Here is a 26,472-nt window from a genome sequence, read left to right on the forward strand (position 1 = left end):
TAATGTGTATTATACAGTCCATCTTGTTTGTTGCAGCAGAACGCCGACAACCGATATATAAACCATTGTTGACACTCTTTCCCTACGCGCCGCTCTTCCGATCTGAGCGTACGTGCGTGCGGCGCAAGGCCGCTGACGCGCTCGTCGATCTGCGCGCGCGTCAGCGTACGCGTGTCGAGCCCGTGCTCGCGCGCGACGGCGAGCCACGCGTTGAACGACGCCCAGTCCGTTTCGTTGTCCGCAATATAAAGACAGCCGCCCTGCCGCCATTCGAGATCGAAACCGAGGGTTTCCTCTAACCCCTCCCAGATCCGCATGCCGGCCATCATCAGCGGCACCTCGGCAGCTTCGCGGCCCTGCTGCCGTACGAAGCCCCACGCACGTGTCGACTGCTGCCCGGCGATGCGCGACTTGTCGAGCACGACGGCCTTCAGGCCACGCAGGCCCAGGTAATACGCGGCTGCGCAGCCCATGATGCCGGCGCCGGCGATCACGACGTCGGCCTCGGCCGGGAATGGCGTGCCGGCGAGGGTCAGGGCATCGTGCAGCGGATAGGTTGTCGTCATTATTTCCTGTCAGGCGTTAATTCATCCGGATATGGAGCGCCGTGGTAACGTCGTGACACACCTTTCACACAAACGCACCTTTCACGACGCTGAATAACGACCATTTTGCGGTAAAGTTATCTTTTCCGCGCGTGGCCGGTCGGCTCGCCCCTGGACGTCATGAAGACTGTCCGTCGAGACTGCCGCAAGGCGTCGTTCTGAACGTCACGATCCGTTCCCGTAGCATGACCACTGAAGCAATCACCACGGATTCCCTCGCGGTTGCCGAGCGCGTGCGCGAGCTGATGACCCGCAACGGCATCGGCAAGCGCCAGCAGACCACCGAGCTGTGCCGCATCCTCGACCTGAGTTTCTCGCAAGGCCATCGCAAACTGCGCGGCAGCAGCCCCTGGACGCTCTCGCAGATCAAGAAAGTCGCCGAAGCGTACGGCGAACCCGCCGCCCAGCTGTTCGGCGCGCAAACGCTCGACCCCGGCATGGTCGGCGCCTATTCGCAGGAGGCCGTACTTTATGCGGGCGTCGCCGAGATTCCGTGCACCGCATGGATCGGCGCACCGCTCGAAGCCGGCGCGCGCCCCGAATTCGTCGCGTATGAACAAAACGGCCGCTGGCGCGTGCTGCGCCACACCGGCGTGCTGTACCAGAACGCGTACGACGTGCACAAGATCGAGATCTATCCGCGCCGCGCGGAGAGCGACAAGCTCGTCGTCGCGGTGATCGACCCCGATCGCGTCAGCGCGACCGAGCTGTGCCGCTATCTCGAACGGCAAGGTTTCGCGACGGCCGCATTCGACGGCCTCGCGCCGTTCGTCGACGCGCTGCAGGGCCAGGCATTCGACGCGGTCCTGACCGAATGGCTGTTCGACGACAGCACGGCCGCCACCGCGATCAAGGCGGTGCGCACGTCCGACAACCCGGGCGCGCCGATCTTCGTGCTGACGGGCGACCTGCTCACCGGCCGCGCGAGCGAGGCCGACATCAGCGAAGTGATCCGCGCGTTCGACGTCGTCTGCTACGAAAAGCCCGCGCGCATGGCGATCCTCAGCGCCGATCTCGCGAAACGGCTCGCGCGCGGGTAACGTCCCCGGGCCGCTCCTCCCCCGGACGGCCGACGTCCGCGTGGCACGGCGGTCGTGAACAGGTTCATCGCTCAGTACCTCAGTACAATAGCCGCACCTGTTCAGCCCACGCCGGCATCCGCCGCCCGACGCCATGGCCCGCCTCATCCCCGACGACTGGAAAAGCCTCGCCGCGACCGGCGCGGCCGAACGCGAGCGCGAAACGCTCGCCGCGCTCGAACACGCGCTGCCCGACAGCTACACCGTGTATCACGGCGTGCACTGGACCCGCGCCGACCAGGCGTTCTCGGTGTTCGGCGAGGCCGCGTTCGTCGTCGTGAGCCCGGCCGGCCGCGTGCTGCTGATCGAGCAGAAAGCCGGTTTCCTGCGCGAAACGCCGAAGGGGCTCGTGAAGGTCTATCTGCAGAAGGAACGCAATGTCCCGATCCAGCTCGCGCGCACGCAGGAAACGCTGCACCGGCGCCTGACGGCCGCGCTCGGCGCGGGCGTCTACGGCGTCGAGGCGCTGCTGTACTGCCCCGACTACGCGATCCGCGACGCGTCGATCGCCGGCGTCGCGGCCGACCGCATCGTCGATGCGTCGCGCAAGGCGCAGCTCGCGCAGGTGATCCTGCAGATCCTGCCCGAGGACGACGAGCACTTTCCGAACGCGCCGAAACTCCACCATTTCCTCGCGGACGAGCTCGCGCTCACGCCCGACACGAGCGCGCTCGTCGGGCAGGCCGGCACGCTCGTCACGCGGCTGTCGGGCGGGCTCGCCGCGTGGGCGCGCCAGCTCGAATTCGCGCCGTTCCGGCTGCGCGTCACCGGCACGGCCGGCTCGGGCAAGACGCAGCTCGCGGTGCAGGCGATGCGCGACGCCGTCGCGGCCGGCAAGCGCGTGCTCTACGTGTGCTTCAACCGTCCGCTCGCCGACTACATCGCGCGCATCGCGCCGCCCGGCGCGAAGATCGCGAACTACCACCAGCTGTGCGACTGGGTCGCGCGCGACGGCGGCTATACGCCCGACTTCCAGGTGCCCGGCGAGTTCGAGCGGCTCGAAGCGCGCTTCGCCGAAACGCCGATTCCCGGGCACTGGCGCTTCGACGTGCTGGTAGTCGACGAAGGGCAGGATTTCCATGCGCCGTGGGCAGCTGCGCTGGAGCGCTTGCTGGCGCCGGATGGCGCATGGTGGTGGCTGGAAGATCCGCTGCAGAATTTGTATATGCGCGAACCCGTCGCGCTGCCGGGCTGGGTCACGCTGAAGGCGCTCGCGAACTACCGGAGCCCGCGCGACCTGCTCGAATTCGTGCGCGACATCGTCGGCCGGGTCGAGCCGCTTGCGGCCGAGCTGCGCTCGGGCAGCCCGTTCGACGGTTCGGATCCGTCGGTGTCGGCGTACGGGGAAGAAGGCGCGTCGGGCGATGCACTGGCCGAAGCCTGCATCGACGCGACCAAGCGGGCGATCACGCACGCGCTGTCGCTCGGCTTCCGCAAGCAGGACATTGCGGTGCTGTCGTATCGCGGCCGCGAAGGCTCGGCGCTCGCGCCGCTCGACCAGCTCGGCCCGCACCGGATCAAGAGCTTCACCGGCAGGTACGACCTGTTCGGCAACCCGGAGTATCGCGAAGGCGACGTGCTGCTCGATTCGATCTACCGCTTCAAGGGCCAGTCGGCGCCGTGCGTGATCCTCACCGAGGTCGACTTCGACACGCTCGATGCGCGTGCCGCGCGCAAGCTGTTCGTCGGCGCGACGCGTGCGACGATGAAGCTGCTGATCGTCGCGTCGTCGCGCGCGGCCGCGCAGCTTGGGGCGGGTTGACGGGACGGCGAAGTTCGTCCGGCACGGGGACGATCTCCGGATTTCCGACATTACGCGCCGACACAATCGGGCACATTTCGTTTCGCCCCAAACCCTGAACGGGTCGCCTGCTTCGCGATTCCGGCGACACCCGATGGTTTATCCCCGTGCGGCACATCGTTACGATCCCTGGCCATTCGCTGCGAACGGGATATTCGATGGCCGACGTAAAGAAGGTGCCGTACTACAAGCCGCTGAAAGGGCTGTTTGGATCAGGGCTGAAGGAATATCAGGGTTCCAGAAGGTGTATTCCCCTCGAGACTCAGAAGGGCGTTTCGCTCGACAGACTGGCGCCGGGGGAAAAGCCACCGCCCCCTCTTCCCAAGCCGGCGCCCAAAGCGCCGAGTATTCCCGGGCAGGGTTCCGCTTCCGACCCATTGCCGAAAACCGGTCAGGCGATGGTCAAGGAACCACCGGAGCCACCAGAAGCGGAGGTCTGCGAAAAACCGCCGCCCTTCGACCTTCAAGACGTACCGATTGCGATGGACAACCTGGGCTGGAAGGTCTCGGCCAAACTTGCGCGAATCTGGTTCGCGAGCCCTGCGCATACTTACAATGACGACCCGACGTCACATCAGCCATTGAATGACGGCGACGTCACTCTTGATTGGGTTTTGAAATTCGGGAACGTCAGGAAAAAGTATGAAAAGCTCCTGTCGAATGATATTTATAGCGAGCGCTCCGTCAGGACGGCAATAGACATCACCAAGACCTTCATCAAAAATCTCTTTCTGGATAGACACTCAACACTCAGCTTCAACACCTCCGGATTTATCGAAAATCTACCAAAATTCCATTCCGACTGGCAATTCCAGCTGTCGTCAATAAGCAATTTTGACACCCTGGAAAATTTTGCACCCACAGATCTCACCGGAGCACTGGCGAATTTCAACATCTACGCCGCAATAGGGAGCGTTGACCTTTCTGGAGAGAAGTATTTCCGGTACGAAAAATCCGGTAATTTCTATTGCTTCAATGCAACCGGTAAAATTACACACATCTACGTTTACGTCAAAGACAATTACTCATTCAACGGCAAGCAATATCTTGGGCACTGGAACAAACATGGGGTAATTATCTCACCAGGCTCATTACTGACAGAGTCCAGCTCGCCAAAACGGAACTCTGATATTGACATCTTTGCAAGAGCCATCAATAAACCCGTCGATACACGGAGAGGCTTGTTCGGGCGACTCAGAGATTCCGACGTTTACTTTCCTGTCTACAATGCAGACTACAACCGCTGGCGGCAAAAATATCATCGAGGCAGGGACTTCATGATATATTCAAGGCCAGTCCGTCTGAGGCTGAATAAACCAATTCATCTTGAGCTTGGTGAGATATGCAGACTAGAGCCATCAGATACATTGGCTTAGCCATCATTTTTTATATCGGTGCAGGCCTGCTCATTCATTTCAGTCGACCTGCCTATGGGCGATGCGATTTCTACGATCGCCCGGAAACGCTGGATGGCGGCATAAAAAACATGAACGGAGTTCCATATCGATTCAAGATGTGCGGCACCGGCGGGAATGATCAAGATGGGACGAACGATAAAATAGAACTGAGGGTCTTCAGCGAAAAAGGAGAGCTTCTTGCGAAGCGATACTTCTCCGTCAACTGGTACCACGGAAAGAGCTTTCACCAGCCCTTGAATTACGAGGGCAACCTGGTTCGCTACATCGATTTGACCGATGAATCCAACTACGATAAATACCTGATGATTCCGCCAACCAAGTGGGACTGGCTTCGCGCCAGACTGCCCCTCTTTTGAGCACACATGATCAGGCCCGACAGCATCCCGACCTTCCACGATGCCGAGCTCGTCACGATCGACCATCGTCCTGCTGATCACGCGTTGCGGCTTCGATTCCGTCGAGTCGGTGGCGAAATCCATTCCTTTCGCTTCACCGGCGTCATTTCCCTGCGAATCATCGATTATGCGCAACAGAATGTCGTGTCACGCCTTCTGCTATCTCCGGCCTATCCGTTTTCGCAGACAGAGGTGCGCCACTGACTGAAGTGGATAGGCAGCAGGGAGGATTTCGACGCAGCGAATGTAGACGATTCCCGGCTCGATCAGTACCTGGCCGATTTCGACACCGATCGAAAGGCGTTGTTCGTACTCGAGCCGTCATGTGGCGCAGAGGTTGCGGTGCTGTGCGAGACGATCCGGTTCGACTCGGGTCCTGACGTCTGACCATCACGCGAGCGGCGTCGTGACAATCACGGCGCCGCAGTCGCGAATGAATTGAAGCGGGGGCGAATGACAGACGCAGTCGACAGTCGCGCGGGTCTCAACCGCCCCCACCATCGATCAACCCACCCGAAACGCCCCCACCGCGCGACGCAGCCCATCCGCCTGCTCCTCGAGCGACGCGGCAGCCGCGGCCGCCTGCTCGACGAGCGCCGCGTTCTGCTGCGACACCTGGTCCATCTGCGACACCGCGCGGTTCACCTGCTCGATCCCGTCGCGCTGCTCGTTCGACGCGGCCGCGATCTCCGTCATGATGCCCGTCACGCGGCCGATCGCCTGCTGGATGTCCTGCATCGTCGTGCCGGCCACGCCGACGAGCCGCGAACCGTTCGCGACGCGTTCGACCGATTCGCCGATCAGCGTGCGGATTTCCTTTGCCGCGGATGCCGAGCGTTGCGCGAGCGTGCGCACCTCGCCCGCGACCACCGCGAAGCCGCGGCCCTGCTCGCCTGCGCGCGCGGCTTCGACCGCCGCATTCAGCGCGAGGATGTTGGTCTGGAACGCGATGCCCTCGATCGTGCCGATGATGTCGGCGACCTTCTGCGAGCTCTGGTCGATCTCGTTCATCGTGCCGATCACCTCGCCGACCACCGTCGCGCCGCGCGTGGCGATCTCGCTCGCGGTATCTGCGCAAGCCTGCGCCTCCATCGCATTGTCCGCATTCTGCTTCACGGTCGCGGTGAGCTGCTCCATGCTCGCGGCCGTCTCCTGCAGCGCGGACGCCTGCTCCTCGGTGCGCTGCGACAGGTCGGTGTTGCCGGCCGCGATCTGGTGCGTCGCCGTCGAGATCGCCTCGGAACCCTGGCTGACCTGGCGCACCGTGTCCGCAAGGCTGCGCTGCATGCCGGTCACGCCCGTGACCAGCTCGGCCATCTCGTCGCGCGACGACCAGCGCACTTCCGACGTCAGGTCGCCTTCCGACAGGCGGCGGAAGTGCGACAGCAGCCGGTTCACCGGCTGCGTGATCGCGTAATGCAGGCCGATCGCGCAGCCGAGGCACGCGGCCAGGCCGAATGCGATACCGGCGATCGCGCCCGCGCGCATCCAGCCGTAATAGGTCTGCGCGGTGTCGTACACGTCCTTGCCGCGTGCGACCTGGTACGCATCGAGCGCATCGGTCGCCTGCGTGAGCGCGACCGACAGCGGCGGCGCAACCGACATCAGCAGCCGGTCGGCCTCGTCGCGGCGGCCGTCGCGGACCGCGTCGATCATCGGCTTCAGCGCCTGCCCGATCAGCGCCTGGCGCGCGGCGTCGAGGCGGCTCGCGAGCGGGCCTTCTTCGCCGTCGTGCGGCATCGACGCGTAGCCGCGCCACGCTGTGTCGGCCTTCGCGAGATAGCTCTCGGCCTTCTTGACGAGATCGGGCACTTCCGCTGCTTCCGGATGCAGCATGGCGCGGTCGAGCGTCGTGCGCACGATCGTCAGGTTCAGGCTGGCCGCCGACAGCGCGGTCTTCGCAGCCAGTTGCTGCGTATAGGCCTCGTCGAGCGCGCGGTTCGAGCTCTGCATGCCGGCGAGGCCGATCAGCCCCGATACGACGAGCAGCACGGCGACGAGGCCGAGCGTGGAGAAGATCCGCGTACGGATCGAGAAACGGGAAAACAGGGCGTTCAGGTTCATGACGGGACGAGAGCGGTAAAAAGTGCCGCAGCAATCGGTCCGCAGCACTCTGTATTACGGTTTGCCCGCAAAAAACTTGAGTCCGGCCCCGCTTTCCCCTGATCCCGGTCAATTTTTTCGCGCCGGCAATCTTCTGTTACGGCTGCAACAGATCGAGCCTGGGCAGAAATTGACTTGTCAATTATCCATGGCTATAGTTCGGCACAATTCCCTGCCATGGCAGATATCTCGATGACAACCGACACCCTCCTCACTCCGCCGGCCGCCGAAACGGCCCGCCGCGACGCGCCGACCGGGCTGATCGTCGCCGCGCTGCTGCTCGTCATGCTGCTGTCCGCACTCGACCAGACGATCGTGTCGACCGCGCTGCCGACGATCGTCGGCGAGCTCGGCGGGCTCGACCAGTTGTCGTGGGTCGTCACCGCGTACCTGCTGTCGTCCACCGTCGTGCTGCCGCTGTACGGCAAGCTCGGCGACCTGTACGGACGCAAGATCGTGCTGCAGGCCGCGATCGTGCTGTTCCTCGCGGGCTCCGCGCTGTGCGGCGTCGCGCAGGACATGACGCAGCTGATCGTGCTGCGCGCGCTGCAGGGGCTGGGTGGCGGCGGCCTGATGGTCGTCACGATGGCCGCGATCGGCGACCTGGTGCCGCCCGATCGCCGCGCGCGCTACCAGGGGATGTTCGGCGGCGTGTACGGTCTCGCGACGATCATCGGCCCGCTGCTCGGCGGCTTCCTGGTCGAGCACCTGTCGTGGCGCTGGATCTTCACGATCAACCTGCCGCTCGGCGTTCTCGCGCTCGCGGTGATCGGCGCCGCGTTCCGGCCGCACACCGCGCACGTGAAACACCGGATCGACTACATGGGCGCCGCGTTCCTCGCCACTGCCCTCACCTGCGTGATCCTGTTCACGAGCGAAGGCGGCTCGCTGCTGCCATGGACGTCGCCGCAGCTGTGGATGACGCTCGTGCTCGGCATCGTCGCGATCGGCGGCTTCATTTATGAAGAACGGCTCGCGGCCGAGCCGATCATGCCGCTCGAACTGTTCCGCCATCGCACCTTCGTGCTGGTCAGCCTGATCGGCTTCGTCGTCGGCATCGCGCTGTTCGGCTCGGTCACGTTCATCCCGCTCTACCTGCAGGTCGTGAAAGGCTCGACGCCATCGCAGGCCGGGATGCAGCTGCTGCCGATGATGGGCGGGATGCTCGTGACGTCGGTCGTCAGCGGCCGGCTGATCTCGCGGCTCGGCTCGTACCGGATGTTCCCGATCCTCGGCACGCTGACCGGCGGCATCGCGATGGCGCTGCTGTCGACGCTGACGCTCGAGACGCCGCTGCACACGATGTATGCGTACATGGCGCTGCTCGGGATCGGGCTCGGCATGGTGATGCCGGTGCTCACGCTCGCCGTGCAGAACACGGTCGCATTCCGGCACATGGGCGTCGCGACGTCGGGCGCGACGCTGTTCCGCTCGATCGGCGGTTCGCTCGGCGTCGCGGCGTTCGGCGCGCTGTTCTCGCACGGGCTGCAGTCGCGGGTGATGAATGCGCTGCCGGCCGGCACGGCGCTGCCGCCCGCGCTCGGCCCGGCCGCCGTGCATCAGTTGCCGGATGCCGTGCGCGACGCGTACCTGCATGCGTTCGCCGGCTCGCTGCATGTCGTGTATCTCTCGGCGGCGACGGTCATCGCGATCGCGTTCGTGCTCGCGTGGTTCGTCGAGGACGCGCCGCTGCGCAAGCACCACTGAACCTCCCGTGGATCTCGACGAGAGCGTCGCGCCGCATCGCGATCCACATCCACCCGCCGTCAAGGCACCAGCACGACCCCGCCCGTCGTTGCACGCGACTCCAGCAGCCGGTGCGCATCGGCCGCCTGCTCGAGCGGCACCCGCGCGCCGATCTCCACGTGCATCCCGCCCGCCAGCCGTTCGAGCGTCGCGCGCGCAGCCTCCCGATACCCGCCGACGTCACGCGCGATGAAGCCAAGTACGCTCGGCCGCGCCAGCGCGATCGAACGGGCCGGCCCCAGTTCGTCGAGATCGAACGTCTGCCGCGCGCCGATCGCGGCCACCTGCCCGATGCTCGCGACCATCCCGAACGGACGAACCGCGCCGAGCGTGCGCGTCAGCACGTCGCCGCCGATTCCGTCGATCGCGTAATCGACCCCCGCGCCGCCGCCGAACGCACGCGCGGCCGCGACAAAATCCTCCTCCCGATAATCGACGACCGCCTCGGCGCCATACGTGCGCACGAGCGCGGCTTTCGCGGCCGATCCGACGGTGCCGATCACCCGCGCGCCGAGCGCACGCGCCCATTGCGTCGCCAGCAGCCCGACGCCGCCGGCCGCCGCATGCACGAGCACCGTATCGCCGGCGCCGACCTGCCGGACGCGATGCATCAGCATGTAGACGGTGATCCCCTTCAGCAGCCCGGCGGCGGCGGCTTCGGCGCTCAGGCCGTCGGGAATCGGCAGCACCCGCTCGGCCGGCATCGTGCGCAGGCTCGCATAGCTGCCGGTCGGCATGCCCGCATACGCGACGCGCTGACCGGGCACGAGATCCGTCACGCCCGGGCCGACCGCGTCGATCACGCCGGCCGCCTCGACGCCGAGCGCGTCCGGCAGCGCGGGCAACGCATGCGCGCCCGTCCTGAAATAGATGTCGACGAAATTCACGCCGATCGCGGTCTGTCGAATCCGCACTTCGCCGGTGCCGGGCGGCGCGACGGGCGTATCGACGCGGCGCAGCACGCCGGCGTCGCCGTAACGGTCGATCCCGATCCGGATGGCAGTGGCAGTCTGGGTCATGACGTTCCTCACAATCGAATTGACGTGACACGATCATCCCATCGCGCATAATCGATCGGAATTCCCGCCAATCGCCCATCTACTGTGCAAAATTCGACCGATCCGGATCCCGCCCCCGCGTCCGCGCTGCCGATGAGCTGGGACGACATCCGCTATTTCCTCGCGGTGATGCGCGGCGGCAGTCTGTCGGCCGCCGCGCGGGCGCTGCAGGTTCAGCATTCGACGGTCGCGCGGCGCATCGACGCGCTGGAATCCGCGCTCGGCATCCGGCTGTTCGACCGGCTTCCGCGCGGCTGGCCGCCAACCGACGAAGGGCTGCACCTCGCCGAGCACGCCGCACGCCTCGAAGCCGACGCGCATGCGTTCGCGCGCGCGGCGCAGGGCGCGGCCGCGCTCGACGGCGTCGTGCGCGTATCGGCGTCGCCGGTATTCGCCAGCCATTTCCTCGCGCCGCGCCTGGCCCGTGCGCAGCGCGCATGGCCGGCGCTGCGGATCGACCTGATGGGCGAGATGCACGCGGCGAACCTGTACGCGCGCGAAGCCGATCTCGCGGTGCGGCTGTCGCGGCCGACCGAGCCGGGGCTCGCCGCGCGCCGGCTCGGCACGATGCGCTTCGCGCTGTGCGCGGCACCGGAATGGGCGGACGCGCCGCCGGACACCTGGCCGTTCGTCGGCTACGACGATGCGCTCGCGCAAACGCCGCAGCAGCAATGGCTCGAACGCTTCGCGGCCGGGCGCCGTTTTGCGTTCATCGCCAACGACCTGGCCGCGCAGCATCGCGCCTGCGCCGCCGGGGCCGGCGTCGCGCTGCTGCCGCGGTTTCTCGTCGACGATCCGGCCGCGCACGCCGGCGCACCGCTCGTCGAACTCACGAACGCACCGCGCTGCGACATCGAGCGCGAGATCTGGCTCGTCGTTCACCCGGACGTGCGCCGGTCGCCGCGCGTGCAGCGCGTCGCCGACGCGATCGCCGATGCGGTTCATGCGGCGGACGGCCGGCTGTAAGCCGCCGAAACGCATACGGCTTTGCCACGCGCCGCGGCGGCCGGCATAGTAATGCTTTCATTTCGTCCGCCCCGCCGCCATGTCCACAGCTCCCACCTGCGTCGTGCGCGACGCGACCGACGCCGACCTCGACGCGATCCGCGCGATCTATGCGCACCACGTTCACCACAGCGTCGCATCGTTCGAGGAAACGCCGCCCGACGCCGCCGAACTACGCATACGCCGCGACGCGGTGCTGAACCACGGGTTGCCGTATCTCGTCGCCGAATGCGACGGCCGCGTGGCCGGCTACGCGTACGCGACGCCCTACCGCACGCGCAGCGCGTACCGCTTCACGATCGAGGATTCGATCTACATCGACGAGGCACAGCGCGGGCGCGGGATCGGCCGCGCGCTGCTCGAGGCGCTGATCGCGCGCTGCGAAGGCGGCCCGTGGCGGCAGATGATCGCGGTGATCGCCGACGGCGGCACCGGCGGCTCGACGTCGCTGCATCGCGCGTTCGGCTTCGAACCGGCCGGCCTGCTGACAGCGGTCGGTTTCAAGCACGGCCGCTGGATCGACACGGCGCTGATGCAGCGCCCGCTCGGCGACGGCGCGAACACGCGCCCCGCCTCGCCCGAGCCTGCCGCGGCGCGCTAAAATGACCGCATGTCAAAACAGACTCATTCCACACCCGACGAGGCGGCGCCGGACTCTCGCAACGAGTACACGGTCGACGAACTTGCGCGCGTGTCCGACACCACCGTGCGCAACGTCCGCGCCTACCAGGATCGCGGGTTGCTCGCGCCGCCGGAAAAGCGCGGCCGCGTCGGCATCTACGACGACACGCACGTCGCGCGCCTGAAGCTGATCAACCACCTGCTCGCGCGCGGCTACACGCTGTCGAACATCCAGGACCTGATCAAGGCGATCGACGAAGGCCACGACCTGCGCTCGATCCTCGGCCTCGAAAACGCGATCGGCGGCCGCTGGTCGCACGAGCTGCCGAAAACCTATTCGCTCGCCGCGCTCGCGCAGATGTTCGGCCCGCAGGCGACCACGCAGTTGTCGCGCGTGACCGAACTCGGCCTGCTCGAACGGCGCGGCCTGTCGTTCGTCGCGAAGAGTCCCGCGCTGCTCGAGGCGGCGGCCGCGATGACGAAGGAGGGCATCCCGCCGCGCGAGCTGCTCGACGTGATCAGCCTCGCGCGGCCGCATTTCGACGCGATCGCGCGGCTGCTCGTCGATCTCGTCGTGAAGCGGCTCGACCGCTACGACGCCGGCACGCTGCCGCCCGTCACCGACGTGCCGGAACTGGTCGACGCGATCTGGCGCCTGCGCCCGCTCGCGGCCGTGTTCGTCGAAGGCGAGACGAACCGCGCGCTCGAAACCGCGGCCAGCGCGTATCTCGGCGGCCGCGTCGCGACGATCCTCGACAAGAAGCTCAGCGACGAAGCCGAAGCCGCGCGGCAGTCCGGTGCGAGCGAAACGCAAGGCGACGGCGACAACGCATAGGGCCGCCGCCGTCATGCAGGCGTCGGCTTGTCGCTACAACGCGCGCGGAGCCGCTTCGCGGAAAGATCGATGGCCGTTGCAGGTGACAACCCTGGGTCGGCGAATGGCCAGGAGCGCCGTTCGGCGCTCATTCCAGCCGGACGGCGCCGCATCGCTCCGCCCACGGTAACCACCCGCGCCGCAAAACAGTTACAAGTTATCGGTTGACGCAAGCCCGCCCGGCGGTTAGTGTATGCGTCGAAGTCCAAGAAGTCCGATTGCTGTTCATCAATTGCTCGCTCCTCCCCAGCGGTATTCGTTGTCCTCTCCCTCCTTGACGCTTCACGCGCTCTTCAACAGAGCAAATCTCTATTTTTTCTCAAGGAATCTCCATGGATACCGGTATCGTCAAGTGGTTCAACGACAGCAAAGGCTTTGGCTTCATCACGCCGGACAACGGCGGCGACGACCTGTTCGCCCACTTCTCGGAAATTCGTGCCGACGGCTTCAAGACGCTCGCTGAAAACCAAAAAGTGAGCTTCGAAACGAAGCAGGGCCCGAAGGGTCTGCAAGCGGCCAACATCAAGCCGCTGTAAAGTTTGAAGGGCCCGGCCTCCCGCGACGGACGCCGGGTCGCAGCGACATCCCCACGGAGCTTCGTCTCCTAAAGTTGGCGCGATCGGCTTCAACTGCATCTGTTTGTTCAGCAGCTTGCCACGCGCTACACGTCTCGTTGCACTTCATCCCCCCCTTCGGCCGCAACGCCTTATTTTTGCTTTCCGACTGCGTCAGATTCCGCTCGCAATGGCGTTGAATCGGCGTACCCGTGCGCATTTCGCACGGCGCGCGCACTCGATCATCATTAAAATTAAAATGCACAACCAACGAATTCAACAGTACAACGGCTATGCCGTCCAACCCTCGGCGCATCGCCTGCCCGACGGGAGTTTTTCATCCAACCTGCTGCTCGAACGCGCCGATAGCGCGCACGACGAAGGCCGCTACCAGTTCTATTCGCTCGACTACTTCTCGAGCGAAGCGCAGGCGCTCGCGCATTCGGCACGCTGGGCACGCAACTGGGTCGATACGCGCGGTTAAAGGCCGCGCTACTGTCGATATCAGCGCAGACGGTCATAAAAAACCGGCGGGCAACGTGCCCGCCGGTTTTTTGCATGACACGCCCGTTCACCTACTTCACCGCAGTCCGGCACGAGCGAGACGTCCGATCCGGTAGGCCGCGACGACAAAGCATAGGGCCGCCGCCGTCATATCCATATCGGCAATGCTTCGTTTGCGAGCGCGATCGCCCATGCGACGATTCTTCCAACCGAGCGGCACCGGCCGCTCCCCGAAGATGCCTCGCATGGAGTTCATTCGATGTTTCGTTTCACCCGCTGGATCACCCGCGCCACCGCCGTCTCGCTCGTTGCGCTGTCTGCCGCGTCGGCATTCGCGCAAGGCGGCGCCGACAAGATCGTGCGCATCGGTTATCAAAAGGCCGGCCTGCTGTCGATCGTCAAAGCGCAGGGCGCGCTCGAAGCGCGACTCAAGCCGCTCGGCTATGACGTTCAATGGTTCGAATTCCCGGCCGGTCCGCAACTGCTCGAAGCGCTGAACGCGAACAGCATCGATTTCGGCTACACGGGCGCGCCGCCGCCCGTGTTCGCGCAGGCGGCCGGCGTGCAGTTCGTCTATGTCGGCGCGGAACCGCCTGCGCCCCACAACGAAGCGGTGTTCGTGAAGGGCGATTCGCCGATCCGGACGGTGGCCGGCCTGCGCGGCAAGAAGGTCGCACTGCAGAAAGGTTCGAGCGCGAACTACCTGCTGCTCGAGGCGCTGAAGAAAGCCGGCGTGCGCTATGACGAAATCCATCCGGTGTATCTCGCTCCGGCCGACGCGCGCGCCGCGTTCGAAAGCGGCAATGTCGATGCGTGGGCCGTGTGGGATCCGTACTACGCGGCCGCACAGAACACGCTGAAGGTGCGCACGCTGTCCGACTACACGGGGCTCGCGGCGACCAACAACTTCTACGAGGCGACGCGGAGTTTTGCGCAACAGCATCCCGACGTGGTCGGCGCGATCCTGAAACAGGCGCGCGAAACGGGCCAGTGGGTCAACGGGCATCCGGCCGACACGGCCGCGCTGCTTGCGCCGAAGGTCGGGTTGCCCGAGGCGCTCGTCGAGACGTGGATCAAGCGGGTGCCCTTCGGTGCGGTGCCGATCGATGAGCGGATCGTCGCCGCGCAGCAAGGTGTTGCCGATGCGTTCTACGCGGCGAAACTGATTCCGCAGAAGCTGAGCGTGGCCGAGAACGCATGGGGCGACAAAAACGTGGCGAGTGCGCTGGCGGCGAAGTAACGTGCACGGCGGCCTGCACTGATTCGACCCGTTGACAACTCCACTGCAATGTTTAATGCTTCAGGACATGAGCCGCCAAGCATTCATCATCGCGCTGATTATTCGCACCATTCTTCGAATGGTGGGTTAGCGCGCATCCGGCTCAATGACGACAACCCGCCCCTGAGGCGGGTTTTTTCATTTCCGCCCGGGGCATTTCAAACCCGCCCTCGAAAGGAAATGACCGTGTCTTTGTACCGAAGCTCGCCTGACGCTTGCCCCGCGCCTGCCAAGCAGTCCCAACCTCCGATCGACTACGTCAGAAAAATTCTCACCGCCCGTGTGTACGACGTCGCGATCGAGACCGAACTCCAGCCGGGCCGCAACCTGTCGGCCCGGCTGCGCAACGCCGTTTACCTGAAGCGCGAGGACAACCAGCCGGTGTTCTCGTTCAAGCTGCGCGGTGCGTACAACAAGATGGCGCACATTCCGGCCGACGCGCTCGCGCGCGGCGTGATTACGGCGTCGGCCGGCAACCACGCGCAGGGTGTCGCGTTCTCGGCGGCCCGGATGGGCGTGAAGGCGGTGATCGTCGTACCCGTCACGACGCCGCAGGTGAAGGTCGATGCGGTGCGCGCGCACGGCGGCCCGGGCGTCGAGGTGATCCAGGCGGGCGAGTCGTACAGCGACGCGTATGCGCACGCGGTCAAGGTGCAGGAGGAGCGCGGCCTCACGTTCGTCCACCCGTTCGACGATCCGTACGTGATCGCCGGCCAGGGCACGATCGCGATGGAGATCCTGCGCCAGCACCAGGGCCCGATCCACGCGATCTTCGTGCCGATCGGCGGCGGCGGGCTCGCGTCCGGCGTCGCGGCCTACGTGAAGGCGGTGCGCCCGGAGATCAAGGTGATCGGCGTGCAGGCCGAGGATTCGTGCGCGATGGCGCAGTCGCTGCAGAAGGGCGAGCGCGTCGAGTTGAGCGAGGTCGGCCTGTTCGCGGACGGCACCGCGGTGAAGCTCGTCGGCGAGGAAACCTTCCGGCTGTGCCGCGAATTCCTCGACGGCGTCGTGACGGTCGACACCGACGCGCTGTGCGCGGCGATCAAGGACGTGTTCCAGGATACCCGCAGCGTGCTGGAGCCGTCCGGCGCGCTCGCGGTCGCGGGCGCGAAGCGCTACGCGGAACGCGAAGGGATCGAGAACCAGACGCTCGTCGCGGTCACGTCCGGCGCGAACATGAACTTCGACCGGATGCGCTTCGTCGCCGAGCGTGCGGAAGTGGGCGAGGCGCGCGAAGCCGTGTTCGCGGTCACGATCCCCGAGGAGCGCGGCAGCTTCAAGCGCTTCTGCTCGCTCGTCGGCGACCGCAACGTCACCGAGTTCAACTACCGGATCGCCGATGCGCAATCCGCGCACATCTTCGTCGGCGTGCAGATCAAGCGCCGCGGCGAATCGGCCGAGATCGCCGCGAACTTCGAGTCGCACGGCTTCAACAGCGTCGACCTGACGCACGACGAGCTGTCGAAGGAACACATCCGCTACATGGTGGGCGGCCGTTCGCCGCTAGCGCTCGACGAGCGCCTGTTCCGCTTCGAATTCCCGGAACGGCCGGGCGCGCTGATGAAGTTCCTGTCGTCGCTGGCGCCGGACTGGAACATCAGCCTGTTCCACTACCGCAACCAGGGCGCGGACTACAGCTCGATCCTCGTCGGGCTGCAGGTGCCGCAGGCCGATCGCGCCGAATTCGACCGCTTCCTGTCGACGCTTGGCTATCCGTACGTCGAGGAAGGCGACAATCTCGCCTATCGCTTGTTCTTGTAGTACGGAATGCGCATGCCGCCGACGCGCACAACGCGCCGGCTGGTCGCGGACCGGCATCCCGTTTCGCGACAGCCGGCGCCGGTTGGCTCGTGCAGTGCCGAACGCTTCGGCTGAGCGTACCCGGGTTCGCATACACGGCCCTGCTGCACGAACACGCGCATCAAGATTAGGCGGAACCCGTTCGCCGATCAGGAAAGCGCCGATGCTACGCACCAACCCACTCGCTTCGCCCAAGGACACAGCCGTCCAACCCACCGAGCAGCACGCTCCGCCGCCGGCGCCGGAGCGCACGCCATCGCCGCAGCAACCGGGGCACGCGTTGTCCGGACTTCAGGATCTATCAAGCAGCCGCGCACGTGCACAGGGCACCACGGGTGTGGAAAAGCGTCCGATTTCGCCGAGCGCGTTCAGCACGCCACAGGCGTCAGCAAAGAAGTCCAGGCTCGACGCCGATTCGCCATCCCCCACCGATATCAGCGACAGTCACAGCCCGGCTCGACTCTTCGGCCCCGGCGCGAACAGCCCAGGGCCGTCTCGCACCGAAGGCGTCCAGGCGGTCGCTTCGTCACACGGCAGTGCGGCACAGATGGGGGGGAAAGTTGTCGACGTTCCGAATCTGCCCACACTGCAAGGCCAGCCGGAACAATGGGAGCCCAAGCAAATCCAGCAAGTGAAGCACGACATCGAGACCGAACTCACGAAGCAACACGGTCATCCGGTCAAGGTGCTCGGCTATCACGTGACTCCCGATCACAACGTGGAATCGCTTCGGGCAGAGGGCTTTTCCGCCGACAAGCACCAAGGAAAAGCAGGCGGGGTCGCCGGCACCAACATCCACGGCCCGGGCCTCTATATTTCCGAACGCCCGACCAGCGACTACGCCAGAGCCGACGGGCACGACACGATGTTTGCGGTAGTCGTGCCCGGTACCGGATTCCACAAGAGCGACGCGCGTCCGGCCAAAGCGTGGGCGTCGGCGCAACATCACGCGAGTACCGATACCGGCCACTACATGGAGAGCATGCAAGGCGAACTCAAGATCCTGCCGAACGCAATCGGGCAGGTCGGGCTCGTTCCGATCGCCCGCATTCCGCCTTCGATGTCGTCGGCAGCGCTGGCGGAGCGCGCGAGCATGTTCGCCAAACCCGCGGCGCCAAACGCAAACGGCGTTTCACCGGCACTGCACAACTGGATCACGGGCGCCATCGCAGGTCATCCCGCGCTGAAGAATATCGAAGCGGAGACCGACCCGGAGAACAAGCGCGCCAGCATCCAGCGCGTGGTGAACCAGCTCGACAACGATTGGAACAAGCCGGACGGCGCAACCAAAGAACGCCTGCTTGCCGATCTGAATGCGCGCTATTCGATACCGGGCTGAGTCGAACGTCCTTTCGCGGTGAATCGACATCGCGGCCGGCCAGGATCCCGACGCCTCGATGGCGTCGGATTCGCGCGTGATGGCCGACGCGTCGATCCGCAGCAGGCCGGATGGGCTTTTACCAGGGTGCCCGACCTGTCGGCGCACCCGCTCGCCTACTTCCCTGCCCCCGCCACCTTCTTCTGCCGCCACAGGCACAGCAGGTCGCACGCGACATGCGCGGCCGCGATCGCGGTGATGTCCGCATGATCGTAAGCCGGGGCCACCTCGACCACATCGGCCCCGACCAGATTCACCGCCCCGAGCCCGCGCACGATCGCCAGCGCCTGCGCCGACGACAACCCGCCCGCGACCGGCGTCCCCGTCCCCGGCGCGAACGCCGGATCGAGGCAGTCGATATCGAACGTCAGATACGCGGGCCGCGCGCCGACGATCTCGACGATCCGCTCGACCGCCGCGCGCGAGCCGTGGTCATGCACCCATGCCGCATCGAGCCGCTCGATCCCGAGAAAGTCGTCGTTCCACGTGCGGATGCCGACCTGCACCGACGTCGCGGGATCGATCAGCCCTTCCTTCACCGCCTTGTAGAACATCGTCCCGTGATTGAGGCTGTCCGGGTCGTCGTCGGCCCACGTGTCGCAGTGCGCGTCGAAATGGATCAGCGACAGCGGCTTGCCGTAGCGCTCTGCATGCGCGACCAGCAGCGGATACGTGATGTAGTGGTCGCCGCCGAGCGTCAGCATCTTTGCACCGGAGCCGAGGATCGTGCGCGCGTGCTCGACGATCGCGGGCTTGATCGACAGCGGGTTGTGCGCGTCGAACCAGCAGTCGCCGTAGTCGACCGCCGCGAGATCGTCGAACGGGTTGAAACCCCACGGATACGGATGAAGCTCCGCGAGTTGTACGCTTGCCGCGCGGATCGCGGCCGGGCCGAGCCGCGCGCCGGAGCGGTAAGTCGTCGCAAGGTCGAGCGGCACACCGGAGATCGCGACGTCGACGCCGTCGAGCGCGCGCGAATAGTTGCGGCGCATGAACGACAGCACGCCCGCATAGGTGTTTTCGATCGACGCGCCGTACGGCGTCGTGCGACGGATCGCGCCGTCGCCGTGGAGAAGTTCGGTCATGGTCGGACCTGTTTTCGTGGGGAAGCCAGCCCGCCCCGCTTCGCATGGGCGCACGGGCCGGGCACGGCATGGATTCATCGGGCACGCACCGGCTTGCGCGTCCTGTCGCGCAGCCGGGCGGAACAACGACAACGACAGCAACAACCACATCGACAACGGCAATATCGCGGCGATCATAGCAAGCCGAATTGAAGTCGTTGCCCCGGTTCAACCGGGGCAACGCGCGGAGAAATCCGGCGGCCGAACCCACGCATCGGAGCCCGGCATCGCCGGATCGCTGCACCGGCGGGCAATCCTGTGCGCGGTGATCCTGGCCGTTTCCTAGAAGGATTCGCCGGTTTTCCCGCACCCTTTCTTCCGGATAATGGCCGGCAGCCGCGCCCTCGACGGCGCGCCGTCCGCCACAGACAACAACAAACCGGAGACACCCGCCTTGATCGCCACGCTTCCCGCCACCTACCGCCGGCTCTGGCCGCTCGCCGTCGCCGCCGCGCTGCTGTACGGGCTGTCGCTCGCCGCCGCGCCCTATCCCGGCCAGGCCGCCGCGAAAGCCGCGATGGGCATCCTGCTGCTCGCAGCCGGCAGCACCTGCGGCGCGGCGCGCGAACGCGCGTGGCTGTGCGCGGCGCTCGTGACGGCCGTGCTCGGCGACGTGCTGCTCGCGCTGCCCGACTGGCCGGTGTCGTTCGTGCTCGGCCTCGGCGCGTTCCTGCTCACGCACCTGTGCTATTGCGCGATCTTCATGCGCTGGCGCGCGCGGCCGCACGGCTGGCGCGTCGTCGCGCTCGCCGGGCTGTGGATCGCCGCGCCGGCGTTCTACGTGGCCTTCTTTCCGCACCTCGGCGAGTTGCTGGCACCCGTCGCCATCTACATGCTCGTGCTGTGCGCGATGGCGAGCTTCGCGCTCGCCGCCCGCACGCGCGGCCCGCTGGCGGCCATCGGCAGCCTGATCTTCGTCGGCTCCGATACGCTGATCGGCGTCGGCCGCTTCCTCGGTGGATTTCCGGGCATCGATTACCTGATCTGGGGCCTCTACGCGCTCGCGCAGGTCACGATCGTGGCCGGGGTTTTCCATGAGACGGCCAGTCGTTCGATCCGTCCCTGATACCGTTTCAAACAGGCCGCCGCGCGCCGGCGGTCTCGTTCGCCCCCTCTCTCGCCCTATCGACGGCCCTTTCCCCGCATCCCGCATTGCGGAAAACAGCCCGTTCCAAACCCCGCTCAGCCTTTTCCCGTCTGGCTTCCGGCCCTTAGAGCGCTGCTTCTAGCCTCTTGCGGTTTCCGGGCTCACCCCCTATCGTTACATCAAACAATGTAACATTCGAAAATGAGCCAAATCGGAGACACCCGGATGAATGCTCGCACGTTGCCTTTCGGTCCGCCCGGCCACGACGGCCTGGACGAAACCATCGATATCGCCATCATCGGTACCGGCTTCGCCGGCCTCGGGATGGCGATCCGCCTGCGGCAAACAGGCGTGACCGACTTCGTCGTCCTCGAGAAGGCCGGCTCGGTCGGCGGCACGTGGCGCGACAATCATTACCCCGGGTGTGCATGCGACGTGCAATCGCACGTCTATTCGTTCTCGTTCGCGCCAAACCCGCGATGGACGCGCATGTTCGCGCCGCAGCCGGAAATCCGCGCGTATCTGGAAGACTGCGTGCAGCGCTTCGGGATCGGCGCGCACCTGCGCCTGAACCACGAACTGCAGCGCGCCGAGTACGACGAGGCCGCGCAACGCTGGCGCCTCACGTTCGCGAACGGCAAGCGGCTGTCCGCGCGCGTGCTGGTGTCGGGGATGGGCGGCCTGTCGCGCGCCGCGCTGCCGTCGATTCCCGGCATCGAGAACTTCCAGGGCCGCGCGTTCCACTCGCAGCAGTGGGATCACGACTATGCGCTCGAAGGCAAGCGCGTCGCGGTGATCGGTACCGGCGCGAGCGCGATCCAGTTCGTGCCGCAGATCGCGCCGCGCGTGAAGGCGCTCGCGCTGTTCCAGCGCACGCCGCCGTGGATCATGCCGAAGCCCGACCGCAACCTGACCGGGCTCGAGAAGTGGCTGTTCCGCACGCTGCCGTTCACGCAGAAGGCCGTGCGCAGCAGCATCTACTGGATGCTCGAATCGCGCGTGCTCGGCTTCGCGATTCATCCGTCGCTGATGAAGAACGTGCAGAAGCTGGCGCTGCGCCACATCCGCAAGCAGATTCCCGATCCGGAGCTGCGCAAGACCGTCACGCCGAACTACACGCTCGGCTGCAAGCGCGTGCTGATCTCGAACGACTACTACCCGGCGCTGTCGCGCAAGAACGTCGACGTGATCACGACCGGTATCGACCACATCGAAGCCGACGCGGTCGTGACGACCGATGGCCGCCGCCATGAAGTCGACTGCCTGATCTACGGCACCGGCTTCCAGGTGGCCGATCCGTATCCGCGCGGCGCGATCATCGGCCGCGGCGGGCTCGACATCGTCGACGCATGGCGCGACGGCGCGCACGCGTATCTCGGCTCGACGCTGCCGGGCTACCCGAACTTCTTCATGATCGTCGGACCGAACACGGGCCTCGGCCACAACTCGATGGTGTTCATGATCGAGTCGCAGATCGAGTACATCCTCGGCGCGCTGCAGGCGATGCGTCGCGAACGCGCGGATGCGATCGAGGTGCGCCCGCTCGTCGAGGCGCAGTTCAACAGCGACCTGCAGGGCAAGCTGAAGAAGGCGATCTGGTCGACGGGCGGCTGCAAGAGCTGGTACCTCGATCCGCGCACCGGCAAGAACACGACGCTGTGGCCGGGCTTCACGTGGCGCTTCCGCCAGGCGACCGCGCACTTCTCGATCGCCGACTACCACGCGTATCGCACGCCGCAACACGACACGACCGCGCGGCCCGCCGCCGCGCCCGCCGCTTCCGCTTCCACTTCCGCCGAAGCGGCCTGAGCCAGACAAGGAGCCACCGACATGAGAGATTTCGCCAACAAGATCGCCGCGATCACGGGTGCCGGCTCGGGCATGGGCCGCTCGCTCGCGATCCAGCTCGCACAGGCCGGCTGCCAGGTCGCGCTCGCCGACAAGAACGGCGTCGGGCTCGCCGAAACCGAGCGGATCGTCCGCGCGATCGCGCCGAACGTGCGCGTGTCGACGCGCATGCTCGACGTCGGCGATCGCGACGCGATGTTCGCGTGGGCCGACGACACCGCGAAGGAACACGGCAAGGTCAACCTGATCTTCAACAACGCGGGCGTCGCGCTGTCGAGCACGATCGAAGGGATGGAATACAGCGATCTCGAGTGGATCGTGAACATCAACTTCTGGGGCGTCGTGCACGGCACGAAAGCGTTCCTGCCACATCTGAAGGCATCGGGCGACGGCCACGTGATCAACACATCGAGCATCTTCGGGATCTTCGCGCAGCCGGGCATGAGCGGCTACAACGCGACCAAGTTCGCGGTGCGCGGCTTCACCGAATCGCTGCGCCAGGAACTCGACATGATGAAGTGCGGCGTGTCGGCAACCTGCGTGCATCCGGGCGGCATCCGCACGAACATCGCGCAGTCGAGCCGCGTCGCGAAGAACATGGTCGGCTTCATGGTCGAGAGCGAACAGCAAGGCCGGGACAGCTTCGAGAAGTTCTTCATCACGACCGCCGACGACGCCGCGCGCACGATCCTCGCCGGCGTGCGCAAGAACAAGCGCCGCGTGCTGATTGGCCGCGACGCGAAGGGCGCGGACTGGATGGCGCGCGTCCTGCCGAGCGCGTACCAGACGCTGGTCGTGCTCGCGACGCGCCGCGAGGCCGCGAAGGCCCGCCGCCAGGCCGCACGCGGCACACCGGCGCCCGCGCCGCTGCACGCTACCTACAACAATGCAGGCAACCAGGGAGGTGACCAATCATGACAACCCCGAACATGATGCCCGTGCGGCGCGACATCCGTTTCGCGCTGCCCCCCGAACGCGCGCGCGACTGGCACGTGCAAGGCGTGCCGGTCACGCACTTCATGAACGCGCTGTCGCTGCTGTTCCCGGCCGGCGAACGCTTCTTCATGGATTCGGTGCGCAACTATCGCGACCGGATCGAGGATCCCGAACTGAAGAAGCAGGTGCTCGGCTTCATCGGGCAGGAAGCGATGCACACGCGCGAGCACATCGAATACAACGACCTGCTGCAGTCGTCGGGCCTGCCCGCGCACAAGCTCGACAAGCGCCTGTGGACGATCCTCGGCTGGTTCAGGAAGGTGCTGCCGCATTCGATGCAGCTCGCGATCACGATCGCGCTCGAGCACTACACGGCGATCCTTGCGAACCAGCTGCTGTCGGGCCACGAGCACCGGATCGACGGCTCGGTCGAAGGCTACCAGCAAATGTGGATGTGGCACGCGATGGAGGAAACCGAGCACAAGGCGGTGTCGTACGACGTATGGACCACCGTGATGAAGCCGGGCCTCGGCAGCTACCTGCTGCGCACGGGCACGATGCTGACGACGACCGTGTTCTTCTGGACGATCGTGTTCGACTTCCACGTGCGCCTGATGCGGGCGCACCGTCGCGAACACGGCAAGTTCGGCGGCATGTGGCGCCTCGTGAAGTACCTGTACAGCCCGAAGCACGGCGTGTTCCCGAGCATCGCGCGCGAATGGCTCGACTACTTCCGCCCCGGCTTCCACCCGTGGGACCACGACAACCACCAGTACCTGCAGGGGCTCGACACGCTGCTCGAGAACATCGACGCGACCAACGCGCGCTACGCCGCGCAAGCCGCCCCGCGCCGCGTGCCGCTGCACCCGGTTCCGCAAGCATGACGTCATGGCGCGCGCCCACGAGATGCTGACCGTCCAGTCCGGCGACGTGAAACTCGCCGTCTACGTAAGCGGGTCGCGTCGGGCCCCGCCGCTGATCCTCGTGCACGGCTACCCCGATTCGGCGGCCGTGTGGGCGCCGATCCGCGCGCGGCTCGCGAAGCGCTACCGCGTGATCGCGTACGACGTACGCGGCGCCGGCGCATCCGATGCGCCGCGCCGCCGCGCCGACTACACGCTCGACCGGCTCGCCGGCGACCTGAAGGCGGTGGCCGACGCGACCTGCGGCGGCCGGCCGTTCCATCTCGTCGGCCACGACTGGGGCTCGATCCAGTGCTGGGAGGCCGTGACCGACCCCGCGTTCCGCGGCCGGATCGCGTCGTACACGTCGATCTCGGGCCCGTGCCTCGATCACGTGTTCCGCGCGAAGATGCGGCTCAAGCAGAGCCTGAAATCGTGGTACATCGCGTTCTTCCACCTGCCGCTCCTGCCGTCGCTGGTGTGGCGGCTCGGCGGCGCGGCACTGTGGCCGCGCTGGGTGCAGCTCACCGAACGCATACGCCCGGAGCGCGACCCCGCGCAGTTGAAGAACGCGCTGAACGGGCTGCAGCTCTACCGCGCGAACTTCCGGCCGCGCGCCCGCAAACCGCGCGAGCGGTATGCGCAGGCGCCCGTGCAGATCCTCGCGCCGGTGCGCGACCGCTACGTGACGCCCGACATGTCGGTCAACCTCGACCGCTGGCTCGGCGACCACGTCCGCGAGGAAATCGACGGTACGCACTGGGTCGTGCTGCGCCATCCGGACATGATCGCGTCGCGGATCGATCGCTTCGCGTCCGCGCACGAGCGGCCGGCGGTCGCGACGCCGCGGTTCAGCGCACCGTCGGCGCCGGCAGGCGCCTGAACAGCGTCTCGTAATCGACGACGAGCCCGTCGTCGTCGATCTCCATCTCGGCCGTGAAATCGCGGAAGATCCCTTCGTAGCGGTAGCGCCGGCCCGGCTCGATGCACGCGTAGGCCTGCTTGACCGGCGTGACCTTCAGGTCCGGCGTCGAGATGTACGCGACGTCGATCGGCCGCCGCTCGCCGCGCGCGAGCCCGAGGCGGCCGATCGGCAGCGAATTCGTGAACGGCGTCGCCGCGATATCGATGTCGACGCAGCCGTCCAGCGCCGGCAGTGCGCGGCCTGAGCCGTCGTGCCAATGGCCGGCGCCGTCGCTGCGCAATTCGAGCGTGCCGCCGCCCATCACCTTGAGCACCGCGTAGGTCACGCGCCAGTGCGCGTCGCACTCGACGCGATACGCGAGCCCGTACGCACGGCCGTACCGCTGGCCGACCACCGCGCTTTCGACGACGATCCCGCCGCCGCTCCGGTCGAACGTCAGATGTTCGACCCCGTCGCCTTCGAGCGACGCCCAACGCACTTCGCGCATCCTTCCGCCTCCCGGTTTTCGTCGATGCGGGACATCGTGGCACAAATCCCCCGACGACAACGCCAGCCGCCGCCCCGAATTCACGAGCAGAGAAAACAACGCGCCTGAATGCGCCAACGCAGCGGCGTACAAGCACGGCGGAACATCTTCATTCCCCGAATGGGTGCATCAACCACAAATCCTGACTATCCGGAATTCCCTATTCCGGTGCACAGGATTGTGGCCTATGCTCGCCGCTCGTCCTGTTCCGCCGTCATCATGCCTACCGCCCGCCCCGTCTCGCCGTCGATCGACCTGCGTACCCTGCTGCGCGGCATCGGCCAGATCGTGCTGCAGGCGAATGCGCTCACCGGTGCGCTGCTGCTCGCCGCGCTGGCGCTGACCGACCTGCGGCTCGCGAGCGCGGCGCTGGTCGGTTCGGCCGCCGCCAGCATGACGGCCGTGCTGACGGGCGCCGAGCGCCGCGCCGTCGAACAGGGGCTGCACGGCTTCAACGGCGCGCTCGCCGCGCTGATCGTCGTGCTGTTCGCGCCCCATCAGCTCGCCGCCGTCGTGCTGGTGCCGCTGGCCTCGATCGGCACGGCGCTCGTGCAGTGCGCGATGCACTTGCCGCTCGCGCGCTGGCGCCAATGTCCGTATTCGAGCCCGTGCCTCGCCGTCACCGCGCTGTGGTTTCCGTTTATCGCAGTGCAACATGCCGGCGGCACGACGGCCGGCCCTGCGCCGACGTTTTCATCCGCGGCCGATGCGCTGCTCTCGGGCGTCGCGCAGACCACCTTCGCGCAAGGCGTATGGGCCGGCGCGCTGATCGTCGCCGGCCTCGCGGTCGCGTCGCGCCGTGCAGCCGTATTCGCGCTCGGCGGGGCGGGCGTGTCGACCGTGCTGCTGGTTGCGCTCGGCGCGAGCGATGCGTCGTTCGCCGACGGCCTGCTCGGCTTCAACG

At 66.2% G+C, this 26,472-nt stretch carries 25 protein-coding genes and 1 pseudogene; 19 read left to right on the forward strand and 7 right to left on the reverse strand.

The window, feature by feature from the left end:
* Positions 1-566, reverse strand: a 566-nt coding sequence (locus G3N64_RS30345) for an FAD-dependent oxidoreductase (RefSeq protein WP_241021288.1), incomplete at its 3' end; no start/stop codon positions are given.
* Positions 567-790: 224 nt separating this feature from the next.
* Between G3N64_RS30345 and G3N64_RS30350 the strand changes: the two genes are divergently transcribed.
* The 3 genes from G3N64_RS30350 (at position 791) to G3N64_RS30360 (ending at position 4,861) form a co-directional block, all read left to right on the forward strand.
* Positions 791-1,645: a helix-turn-helix domain-containing protein gene (locus tag G3N64_RS30350; RefSeq protein ID WP_059240186.1), complete on the forward strand. Its 855-nt coding sequence runs from the start codon at positions 791-793 to the stop codon at positions 1,643-1,645.
* Between the two features lie 133 nt (positions 1,646-1,778).
* Positions 1,779-3,446, forward strand: a complete 1,668-nt coding sequence (locus tag G3N64_RS30355) for an ATP-dependent helicase (RefSeq protein WP_205787455.1) — start codon at positions 1,779-1,781, stop codon at positions 3,444-3,446.
* 197 nt (positions 3,447-3,643) lie between these two features.
* Positions 3,644-4,861, forward strand: a complete 1,218-nt coding sequence (locus tag G3N64_RS30360; RefSeq protein ID WP_205787456.1) for a DUF6402 family protein — start codon at positions 3,644-3,646, stop codon at positions 4,859-4,861.
* Here the strand turns inward: G3N64_RS30360 and G3N64_RS30365 are convergent.
* Together G3N64_RS30365 and G3N64_RS30370 are read right to left on the reverse strand one after the other, a co-directional pair.
* Complete coding sequence (locus G3N64_RS30365; RefSeq protein ID WP_205787457.1) at positions 4,858-5,382, reverse strand: hypothetical protein; 525 nt, start codon at positions 5,380-5,382, stop codon at positions 4,858-4,860. The genes G3N64_RS30360 and G3N64_RS30365 overlap by 4 nt on opposite strands.
* Before the next feature lie 420 nt (positions 5,383-5,802).
* Positions 5,803-7,362: a methyl-accepting chemotaxis protein gene (locus tag G3N64_RS30370; RefSeq protein WP_205787458.1), complete on the reverse strand. Its 1,560-nt coding sequence runs from the start codon at positions 7,360-7,362 to the stop codon at positions 5,803-5,805.
* Between the two features lie 231 nt (positions 7,363-7,593).
* Between G3N64_RS30370 and G3N64_RS30375 the strand changes: the two genes are divergently transcribed.
* Complete coding sequence (locus G3N64_RS30375) at positions 7,594-9,108, forward strand: MDR family MFS transporter (RefSeq protein WP_205787459.1); 1,515 nt, start codon at positions 7,594-7,596, stop codon at positions 9,106-9,108.
* Between the two features lie 59 nt (positions 9,109-9,167).
* Here the strand turns inward: G3N64_RS30375 and G3N64_RS30380 are convergent, their stop codons facing one another.
* Positions 9,168-10,166: a quinone oxidoreductase gene (locus tag G3N64_RS30380; RefSeq protein WP_205787460.1), complete on the reverse strand. Its 999-nt coding sequence runs from the start codon at positions 10,164-10,166 to the stop codon at positions 9,168-9,170.
* A gap of 132 nt (positions 10,167-10,298) precedes the next feature.
* Here G3N64_RS30380 and G3N64_RS30385 point away from each other — a divergent pair, with 132 nt between their 5' ends.
* From G3N64_RS30385 to G3N64_RS30405, 5 genes are all read left to right on the forward strand, one after another.
* Positions 10,299-11,171 (forward strand): LysR family transcriptional regulator, encoded by an 873-nt coding sequence (locus G3N64_RS30385; protein ID WP_205787483.1) that lies wholly within the window; start codon positions 10,299-10,301, stop codon positions 11,169-11,171.
* A gap of 79 nt (positions 11,172-11,250) precedes the next feature.
* A complete protein-coding gene (locus G3N64_RS30390; protein ID WP_205787462.1) occupies positions 11,251-11,811 on the forward strand; it encodes a GNAT family N-acetyltransferase in 561 nt (186 codons plus the stop codon).
* A gap of 9 nt (positions 11,812-11,820) precedes the next feature.
* A complete protein-coding gene (locus G3N64_RS30395) occupies positions 11,821-12,666 on the forward strand; it encodes a MerR family transcriptional regulator (protein ID WP_205787463.1) in 846 nt (281 codons plus the stop codon).
* Positions 12,667-13,037: 371 nt separating this feature from the next.
* Entirely contained in the window at positions 13,038-13,241 is a 204-nt protein-coding gene (locus tag G3N64_RS30400) for a cold-shock protein (RefSeq protein ID WP_006485974.1), read from the forward strand.
* A gap of 277 nt (positions 13,242-13,518) precedes the next feature.
* Positions 13,519-13,743 carry a hypothetical protein gene (locus tag G3N64_RS30405; protein WP_205787464.1) on the forward strand — a complete coding sequence of 75 codons (225 nt, stop codon included), beginning with the start codon at positions 13,519-13,521 and terminating at the stop codon, positions 13,741-13,743.
* Between the two features lie 96 nt (positions 13,744-13,839).
* Here G3N64_RS30405 and G3N64_RS30410 read toward each other — a convergent pair whose 3' ends face one another.
* Positions 13,840-14,019, reverse strand: coding sequence for a hypothetical protein (locus G3N64_RS30410; protein ID WP_205787465.1), 180 nt, complete (start codon positions 14,017-14,019; stop codon positions 13,840-13,842).
* 3 nt (positions 14,020-14,022) lie between these two features.
* On the opposite strand from G3N64_RS30410, the gene G3N64_RS30415 reads away from it, so the two are divergent.
* From G3N64_RS30415 to G3N64_RS30425, 3 genes are all read left to right on the forward strand, one after another.
* On the forward strand, positions 14,023-15,003 hold the full coding sequence (locus G3N64_RS30415) for a sulfonate ABC transporter substrate-binding protein (protein ID WP_205787466.1): 981 nt from the start codon (positions 14,023-14,025) through the stop codon (positions 15,001-15,003).
* Positions 15,004-15,234: 231 nt separating this feature from the next.
* Positions 15,235-16,803 carry a threonine ammonia-lyase, biosynthetic gene (gene ilvA / locus G3N64_RS30420; protein WP_205787484.1) on the forward strand — a complete coding sequence of 523 codons (1,569 nt, stop codon included), beginning with the start codon at positions 15,235-15,237 and terminating at the stop codon, positions 16,801-16,803.
* Positions 16,804-17,005: 202 nt separating this feature from the next.
* Positions 17,006-18,181: a hypothetical protein gene (locus tag G3N64_RS30425; protein WP_205787467.1), complete on the forward strand. Its 1,176-nt coding sequence runs from the start codon at positions 17,006-17,008 to the stop codon at positions 18,179-18,181.
* Positions 18,182-18,336: 155 nt separating this feature from the next.
* Here G3N64_RS30425 and speB read toward each other — a convergent pair whose 3' ends face one another.
* Complete coding sequence (gene speB / locus G3N64_RS30430) at positions 18,337-19,305, reverse strand: agmatinase (RefSeq protein WP_205787468.1); 969 nt, start codon at positions 19,303-19,305, stop codon at positions 18,337-18,339.
* Between speB and G3N64_RS30435 the strand changes: the two genes are divergently transcribed.
* The 6 genes and pseudogenes from G3N64_RS30435 (at position 19,304) to G3N64_RS30460 (ending at position 25,014) form a co-directional block, all read left to right on the forward strand.
* Positions 19,304-19,630 carry a hypothetical protein gene (locus tag G3N64_RS30435; RefSeq protein ID WP_205787470.1) on the forward strand — a complete coding sequence of 109 codons (327 nt, stop codon included), beginning with the start codon at positions 19,304-19,306 and terminating at the stop codon, positions 19,628-19,630. The genes speB and G3N64_RS30435 overlap by 2 nt on opposite strands.
* Positions 19,631-19,738: 108 nt before the next feature.
* A complete protein-coding gene (locus G3N64_RS30440) occupies positions 19,739-20,410 on the forward strand; it encodes a lysoplasmalogenase (protein WP_205787472.1) in 672 nt (223 codons plus the stop codon).
* 246 nt (positions 20,411-20,656) lie between these two features.
* Positions 20,657-22,240: an NAD(P)/FAD-dependent oxidoreductase gene (locus tag G3N64_RS30445; protein WP_205787474.1), complete on the forward strand. Its 1,584-nt coding sequence runs from the start codon at positions 20,657-20,659 to the stop codon at positions 22,238-22,240.
* A gap of 21 nt (positions 22,241-22,261) precedes the next feature.
* Positions 22,262-23,197 carry an SDR family oxidoreductase gene (locus tag G3N64_RS30450; RefSeq protein WP_205787475.1) on the forward strand — a complete coding sequence of 312 codons (936 nt, stop codon included), beginning with the start codon at positions 22,262-22,264 and terminating at the stop codon, positions 23,195-23,197.
* Positions 23,194-24,099, forward strand: coding sequence for a metal-dependent hydrolase (locus tag G3N64_RS30455; protein WP_205787476.1), 906 nt, complete (start codon positions 23,194-23,196; stop codon positions 24,097-24,099). The genes G3N64_RS30450 and G3N64_RS30455 overlap by 4 nt, the downstream gene beginning before the upstream one ends.
* Before the next feature lie 4 nt (positions 24,100-24,103).
* Positions 24,104-25,014, forward strand: a pseudogene (locus G3N64_RS30460) (alpha/beta fold hydrolase).
* Here the strand turns inward: G3N64_RS30460 and G3N64_RS30465 are convergent.
* A complete protein-coding gene (locus G3N64_RS30465) occupies positions 24,969-25,529 on the reverse strand; it encodes a putative glycolipid-binding domain-containing protein (RefSeq protein ID WP_205787480.1) in 561 nt (186 codons plus the stop codon). The pseudogene G3N64_RS30460 and the gene G3N64_RS30465 sit on opposite strands and share 46 nt — an antisense overlap.
* Positions 25,530-25,787: 258 nt before the next feature.
* Here G3N64_RS30465 and G3N64_RS30470 point away from each other — a divergent pair.
* Positions 25,788-26,472, forward strand: a 685-nt coding sequence (locus G3N64_RS30470; protein WP_205787482.1) for an urea transporter, incomplete at its 3' end; no start/stop codon positions are given.

Origin of the sequence: Burkholderia sp. Ac-20344 (assembly GCF_017104975.1) — a bacterium.
Lineage (GTDB): Bacteria > Pseudomonadota > Gammaproteobacteria > Burkholderiales > Burkholderiaceae > Burkholderia.

Bases quoted from the DNA above. Each gene is read 5' to 3' on its own strand.
- G3N64_RS30350 (WP_059240186.1), top strand. From the start codon at position 791: ATGACCACTGAAGCAATCACCACGGATTCCCTCGCGGTTGCCGAGCGC.
- G3N64_RS30355 (WP_205787455.1), top strand. From the start codon at position 1,779: ATGGCCCGCCTCATCCCCGACGACTGGAAAAGCCTCGCCGCGACCGGC.
- G3N64_RS30360 (WP_205787456.1), top strand. From the start codon at position 3,644: ATGGCCGACGTAAAGAAGGTGCCGTACTACAAGCCGCTGAAAGGGCTG.
- G3N64_RS30365 (WP_205787457.1), bottom strand. From the start codon at position 5,382: ATGGATTTCGCCACCGACTCGACGGAATCGAAGCCGCAACGCGTGATC.
- G3N64_RS30370 (WP_205787458.1), bottom strand. From the start codon at position 7,362: ATGAACCTGAACGCCCTGTTTTCCCGTTTCTCGATCCGTACGCGGATC.
- G3N64_RS30375 (WP_205787459.1), top strand. From the start codon at position 7,594: ATGACAACCGACACCCTCCTCACTCCGCCGGCCGCCGAAACGGCCCGC.
- G3N64_RS30380 (WP_205787460.1), bottom strand. From the start codon at position 10,166: ATGACCCAGACTGCCACTGCCATCCGGATCGGGATCGACCGTTACGGC.
- G3N64_RS30385 (WP_205787483.1), top strand. From the start codon at position 10,299: ATGAGCTGGGACGACATCCGCTATTTCCTCGCGGTGATGCGCGGCGGC.
- G3N64_RS30390 (WP_205787462.1), top strand. From the start codon at position 11,251: ATGTCCACAGCTCCCACCTGCGTCGTGCGCGACGCGACCGACGCCGAC.
- G3N64_RS30395 (WP_205787463.1), top strand. From the start codon at position 11,821: ATGTCAAAACAGACTCATTCCACACCCGACGAGGCGGCGCCGGACTCT.
- G3N64_RS30400 (WP_006485974.1), top strand. From the start codon at position 13,038: ATGGATACCGGTATCGTCAAGTGGTTCAACGACAGCAAAGGCTTTGGC.
- G3N64_RS30405 (WP_205787464.1), top strand. From the start codon at position 13,519: ATGCACAACCAACGAATTCAACAGTACAACGGCTATGCCGTCCAACCC.
- G3N64_RS30410 (WP_205787465.1), bottom strand. From the start codon at position 14,019: ATGAACTCCATGCGAGGCATCTTCGGGGAGCGGCCGGTGCCGCTCGGT.
- G3N64_RS30415 (WP_205787466.1), top strand. From the start codon at position 14,023: ATGTTTCGTTTCACCCGCTGGATCACCCGCGCCACCGCCGTCTCGCTC.
- G3N64_RS30425 (WP_205787467.1), top strand. From the start codon at position 17,006: ATGCTACGCACCAACCCACTCGCTTCGCCCAAGGACACAGCCGTCCAA.
- G3N64_RS30435 (WP_205787470.1), top strand. From the start codon at position 19,304: ATGGTCGGACCTGTTTTCGTGGGGAAGCCAGCCCGCCCCGCTTCGCAT.
- speB (WP_205787468.1), bottom strand. From the start codon at position 19,305: ATGACCGAACTTCTCCACGGCGACGGCGCGATCCGTCGCACGACGCCG.
- G3N64_RS30445 (WP_205787474.1), top strand. From the start codon at position 20,657: ATGAATGCTCGCACGTTGCCTTTCGGTCCGCCCGGCCACGACGGCCTG.
- G3N64_RS30450 (WP_205787475.1), top strand. From the start codon at position 22,262: ATGAGAGATTTCGCCAACAAGATCGCCGCGATCACGGGTGCCGGCTCG.
- G3N64_RS30455 (WP_205787476.1), top strand. From the start codon at position 23,194: ATGACAACCCCGAACATGATGCCCGTGCGGCGCGACATCCGTTTCGCG.
- G3N64_RS30465 (WP_205787480.1), bottom strand. From the start codon at position 25,529: ATGCGCGAAGTGCGTTGGGCGTCGCTCGAAGGCGACGGGGTCGAACAT.